A 5,669-nucleotide genomic window follows, 5' to 3' on the forward strand; every position below is an offset into this window, starting at 1 on the left:
CGCGCCGCGCACGTAGGCCAGGTGCTGGGGACGCAGGCCCGCCGGCTCGCGGTGCTCGCGCAGCCCGGTGAGCTGGAAGGGACGGCCGGTGATGAGCGACAGGGACAGCGCCGAGCGGAGGACGTGGCCGCCCCCCTCCCCCAGGCTTCCGTCGAGCAGCACCGCCCGGCGTCGGGCCGGTCGTGACCGGTCATGTCCCTCCCGTCATGGCGTGGCGTGGCGCGCGGCCCGGCAAAAGGGCCGCCCGCGTTGGTGGCGGGCGCGCAGCCTAGCAGACCGCGCGCGGGGGGACCGGGGAACTACTCGTCCAGGCCGGGCAGGACGTTCACCTTCAGCGCGCTGGGCCAGGCCGCCGTGTGGTGCAGCCGGTGCATCGCGCGCACGAAGTCCGCCGGCTTCGCCTCGTAGATGCTGGGCACGAAGGTCTGCGGGTTGCGGTCGATGAACGGGAACCAGCTGGACTGCACCTGCACCATCAGCCGGTGGCCGCGCTGGAAGGTGTGGAACACGTCGTTGATGACGAACTTCACCTTCGTCACCTCGTTGGGCGTGAAGGGCTTGGGCTGGGAATAGCTGTCGCGGAAGCGGCCGCGGAACGGCTCTCCGCGCACCAGCGTCTGCTGCGCGCCCCGGTTGCGCTCGCCGGAGTGCTCCTGCTCCTTCGTCCAGCCGGGCAGCTTCCCGGGGTTCACGTCCACCACCTTCACCACCCAGTCCGCGTCACTGCCGGTGGTGGACACCCACAGCTCCGCCTCCAGCGGGCCCGCGAGCGTGAGGTCCTGGGTCAGCGGCGCCGTCTGGTAGGTGAGCACGTCCGGCCGGCGCGAGGCGAAGCGCTGATCCTCCGTCATGTACGTCTTGGACCAGCCGGGGCTCAGGTCCTGCGTGTACGGCACGGGCCTGGCCGGGTCGCTCACGTACTCGTCGAAGGAAGCCTGGGAAGCCTGGGAAGCCTGGGAAGCCTGGGACGCCTGGGACGCCTGCGCCACCGTGGGCGCCTGGAACGTCAGCGCGCCCTGGGGTTGGAAGTACAGGCGCGTCTGCTTCGTGCCCCGGGGCGGCCACGCGTCCAGCTTGCGCCAGCGGTTGGCGCCGCCCTCGAAGACGAGCGCCTCCGGCACGGCCGCGTCCGGGCCGCCCTTCAGGTGCTGCTGGAAGAAGGCCAGCACCAGGTCCTGGTACGTGGTGCTGGTGGGGAAGCCGAACTCCGCGTCCCCCAGCGACGTGCCCTCCCCGCGCATCCAGCCGCCGTGGGGCCAGGGGCCCATCACCAGCGTGTTGGTGATGCCGGGGTTCTGCTTCTCGATGGCGGCGTACGTGCGCAGCGGCCCGTAGAGGTCCTCCGTGTCGTACCAGCCGCCCACCACCAGCACCGCCGCCTTGATGTTCCTCAGGTGCGGCAGCAGGTTCCGCGCCTGCCAGAAGGCGTCGTAGTTGGGGTGCGCGACGATGTCCTTCCAGAAGGCCACGTCCCCCTTGAAGTGCTGGGGCTCCACGTTGGCCACCGGGCCCAGGTCCAGGAAGAACTGGTAGGCGTCCGGGGTGCCGAAGTCGTAGGGCTTCCACTCCGTGTCGTCGGTGAGCGTGGGGCGCGGCCTGCCGAAGGCGGCGAAGAAGCTGAAGGTCAGCTGCAGGTTGAGGGCGCCATGCCGGTGCATGTCGTCCCAGAACCAGTCCGCGATGGGCGCCTGCGGCGACACCGCCTTGAGCGCGGGGTGCGAATCAATGGCGCCCGCGGACGAGTAGAAGCCCGGATAGGAGATGCCCCAGAGGCCCACCTTGCCGTTGTTGTTCGGCACGCGCTTCACCAGCCAGTCGATGGTGTCGTACGTGTCGCTGCTCTCGTCCACGTCCTTGCCGCGCTTGCCATCGCGGTGGGGGCGCACGTTGACGAACTCGCCTTCGGACAGGTAGCGCCCGCGCACGTCCTGGAAGGCGAAGATGAAGCCGTCCTTCTCGAAGGCCTGGTTGGCCAGGGCGCGGGGGTAGCGGCTGGCGCCGTACGGGCCCACCGAGTACGGCGTGCGCGTGAGCAGCACGGGGTAGCGCTTCTGGGGGCTCGCGTCGTTGGGGACGTAGAAGGCCGTGAAGAGCTTCACGCCGTCGCGCATGGGGATGCGCACCTCGTACTTCGTGTAGTGCGACCGGATGTACGCGACGCGCTCCGCGTCCGGATCCGCGGGAGGCTTGGGCGGGGTGGCCTGGGCCTGCGCCAGGGCGGGGCCGGCCAGGGTGAACAGCGCGAGCGCGGCCACGAGGCCACGGCGGTGGAAGGTCATGCTCCCCTCCTCTTTGCGGAAGAAATGCGGGGGAAAATGCGGGGGAAATGCATCTTGGGGGAAGCCGCCGGGGCAAGGAAGCTGGAACGCCCGCCGCATCGCGCCGCGCGCCAGGCGTGCAAGGCTTGCACAGCCTCCTCACGTTCGTGGCCCTGCAGCGATTGCATCCACGGCAAGGTTTGCACACCCGGGACAAATCAGACACGCGTCGTGAAGAACCGCCGGGTTGCCCGTTCCCCTGTCAGCGGGGACGCGACGGTGCGCCCCACGGATTCGAAGGCCAGCGGGAGACGGACCCATGAAGGCGAGTGGCAGGATGCTGAAGCGGTGGTGTCTGGCGGTGGGCATGCTGACGGCCCTGGGCGCGGAGGCGGAGCCGCCTCCGGTGAACAGCGCGCAGGGCACGCGGCTGCACGGCTCGGAGCGCTTCGAGACCGTGAACATCCCGCTGAGCTCCTTCGAGCCCGCCTCTTCGCCCGCGGGGTTCACGTGCACGAAGTCCGCGGTGATGCTGAACGGGCGGCTGGTGGGCCTCCAGTCCTGCTCGGGCGCCAACCCTCCATTCTGGTTCCTGGAGGGGACCGACCTCGTGGGCGCGGTCTTCCGCGCGCCCTTCGAGGGGCGCTCCGTGAAGCTCGCCATCGAGGAGGCCCGCTGTCACGAGAGCATCACGGGGCCTGTCTCTCCGTGCACGACCCAGAACCTGGCGGACGGCAAGGCGTTCTGGGAGTACCGCGTGACGGCGGCCACGGAGGACGGCCAGTCCCAGCCGCTGTGCCCCACGGGCAGCGGCTTCGCGCTCGCGGCGCCCCACGCCTGGTCCGCGGGCGGGGAGCTGCTTTCCAACTCCGAGCACTTCACCTTCGCCTGCGCGGCGAAGAACGAAGGCACCGCGAGCCTGCCGTTCTTCGTGGGCGGCGGCGTCGTCGCCAAGTGCATCGACTGGGGCTATCCGCCCTGGGCGACGAGCTACCCCCTGGACGTGGCGATGGAGTACCACCAGCTGTGCACGCGCATGGCCACGGCGGACTACTGCGGCGAGGGGCGCAGCAACACGCTGGACGGGACGCCGCTGAAGTTCATGGGGCCGCAGGAAGCCATCCTGCTGAACGCGGGGAACCTGCCGGCCACGCTGGAGGGCTACTCCCTGGAGGCCGTGTGGAAGGTGGATGACTGCGGCGACGTGCGGCCCGTATGCCTGGGCAAGAAGCGCTGGGACTCGCTGCCCCTGGAGGCCACGTGCGTGAACCGCAAGCTCCTGCTGGCCCCGCGCGCGACGCGGCCGTGCGAGTGGATGAACCTGTCGGCCCAGGCCAACGCGACGCTGCTCGTGTCCTATTCGCTCTTCATCGACCGGTCGCTGGTGACGTTCAAGGACGCCAACAACCACTACGTGACGACGACCTCGGTGACGGTGGATCCGACGACCCTCGAAGGGGGCGGCAAGGTGTCTGGGATCCACCTGGACCTGGACGCGAACGGGGTGGCGGACGTGACGCCGTTCACCGCGCTGCGCAAGGAGGGGCCCATCCTCTCCCCCAGCCTGCCCGCCAACATCCGGGCGCGCATGAGCAACTTCATCAAGCCGCTGTACCGGTGCGTGGACGGCACCGGGCGCTACCTGCTCACGGACAGGTCGACGTGTGACGGCGCCGCCGGCTACTTCCTCAAGATGATCAACGGGGACCGCGCCATCGAGGGCTACGTCTACAGCGCCGTGGACGTCACCAGCGCGGGCCAGCGCCGGCCCCTGAAGCTGTGGCGGTCCCTGCTGACGCCGGGCGTCTTCGCCACGTCCACGCAGGCCCCGTCCGGGTTCGCGTTCGTCAAGGACCTGGGCTACCTGCCGGCGGTGGGGCAGCTGCCGGGGCGCGACCTCTGAGTCGCCGGGCCCTGGGGCGTCAGGGCACGGACGCGCACACGCGCATCCCGATGAAGGGGAAGCGTGTGCGCGGCTCGCCGTCGCCGTGGTTGAGGGCCCGGGCGGTGAGCGCGTCCTGGTAGAACGAACCGCCGCCGTACGCGGGCGAGCCGTTCGTGTCCGTCACCAGCCACTCCCAGACGTTGCCGGACAGGTCCGCCACGCCGAAGGGGCTGTCCGACGCGGGATGCGAGCCCACCGCGTCCGGGCCGAAGGCGCGCGGCTTGCGTCCGTAGGTGGCGTCGAAGTTGGCGTCATCCGGCGCGAGCACCGGGCCGTGCGGATAGTCGCGGCCGTCCGCGCCCCGGGCCGCGCGCTCCCATTCGCGTTCGGTGCACAGGCGCGCGCGCGGCAGGCGGCCGGTGGAATCCAACCAGGCGACGTACGCGCGGGCGTCCTCCCAGGAGATGCCGGACACGGGGAAGCGGCGCCAGTCCTGTTCGGCGCGCAGGGTGCGGTCCTGGTAGCGCAGCGGCTCCCCTTCCCTCGCCTGGTACGTGACGCCTTCGTGCTCCAGGTGGAAGGTCCAGGTGCCGTCCGTGGCCGGGCGCAGCTCGATGGTGCCGAAGTAGTTGGTGCCCCGGGGCCTGCGCGCGGCGCGCTCGGAGGCGGGCAGCGCTCGCAGCCACGCGAGCCAGTCCGCGTAGGTGACCTCGTGGCGCGCGATGAGGAAGGCGCCGGTGGTGAGCCGGTGCATCGGGCGCGTGCGGATGACGGTGCGGCGGATGGTCTCCGCGTCGCCGCTGCCGTAGAGGAAGCGGCCGGCGGGCACGTAGACGTAGCCCTCCGGGACGTGCTCGGGAATGGACACCTTCGCCCGGAAGGTCTCTCCGCGCGTGAGCAGCACGGGGTGGCGGACGGGAGGCCGGTCCGGCAGCGTGAACGTCAGGCGGTGTGAGCCGGGCTCCAGCGTGAGGCCGGAGGTCATGGGCGTCGTGCCGAAGGCCCGGGGCTCGGACCAGCGCGGGGGGCCGCCGGGGGTGGGCTGGAAGGTCTCGACGTGGATGACGGCGCCGGGCGGAACGCTCTCCAGCTCCATCCGGACGGGGGCGGTCAGCTTCCGGCTCGCGGCGCCGCTCGGGTCCAGCTCCTCCAGGTGCTGGGTCAGGGCGGTCTGGACGCCGGGCTCGCGGTCCCGCTCGGCGACGAGGATGCGCTGGAGGAGGACCTCGGCGACGCGTTGATCCAGGGCCTTGTTCGAGCCCCGGCCCACGCGCGTCCGCGCGGCTTCGAGCAGGGCGCTGGCGTCCTCGTAGCGGCGGGCCTGCTTCGTGCCCAGGTCCAGGGCCTGGGCCCAGGCGGCCTCCGCTTCGGCGGAGCGGTCCGTGTCGAACGCGGTGAAGGCCTCCGCGCGGAGCGCTTCGATGCGGGCGTCCAGGGCGCGGCCTTCGTCGAGGAGCGCAGCCGCGGAGGCCATGGCCTGCGCCGCGTCGACGCGCCGGGAGCGCTCGCCCCACCAGTCGCTGGCG

The 5,669-nt window shown here is 71.3% G+C and carries 3 protein-coding genes and 1 pseudogene; 1 reads left to right on the forward strand and 3 read right to left on the reverse strand.

Annotation, left to right across the window (positions count from 1 at the left end):
- Positions 1-194: pseudogene (locus ACLEQD_RS35375) on the reverse strand (RNA 3'-terminal phosphate cyclase); the annotation flags it as partial.
- Positions 195-299: 105 nt separating this feature from the next.
- Positions 300-2,279 (reverse strand): CocE/NonD family hydrolase, encoded by a 1,980-nt coding sequence (locus tag ACLEQD_RS35380; RefSeq protein ID WP_410390188.1) that lies wholly within the window; start codon positions 2,277-2,279, stop codon positions 300-302.
- A gap of 298 nt (positions 2,280-2,577) precedes the next feature.
- Here ACLEQD_RS35380 and ACLEQD_RS35385 point away from each other — a divergent pair, with 298 nt between their 5' ends.
- Complete coding sequence (locus ACLEQD_RS35385) at positions 2,578-4,161, forward strand: ADYC domain-containing protein (RefSeq protein ID WP_410390190.1); 1,584 nt, start codon at positions 2,578-2,580, stop codon at positions 4,159-4,161.
- A gap of 19 nt (positions 4,162-4,180) precedes the next feature.
- Here the strand turns inward: ACLEQD_RS35385 and ACLEQD_RS35390 are convergent.
- Positions 4,181-5,669, reverse strand: a 1,489-nt coding sequence (locus tag ACLEQD_RS35390; RefSeq protein ID WP_410390191.1) for an SUMF1/EgtB/PvdO family nonheme iron enzyme, incomplete at its 5' end; no start/stop codon positions are given.

It is taken from the genome of Corallococcus sp. 4LFB (assembly GCF_046520365.1).
Classification (GTDB): Bacteria; Myxococcota; Myxococcia; order Myxococcales; family Myxococcaceae; genus Corallococcus; species Corallococcus caeni.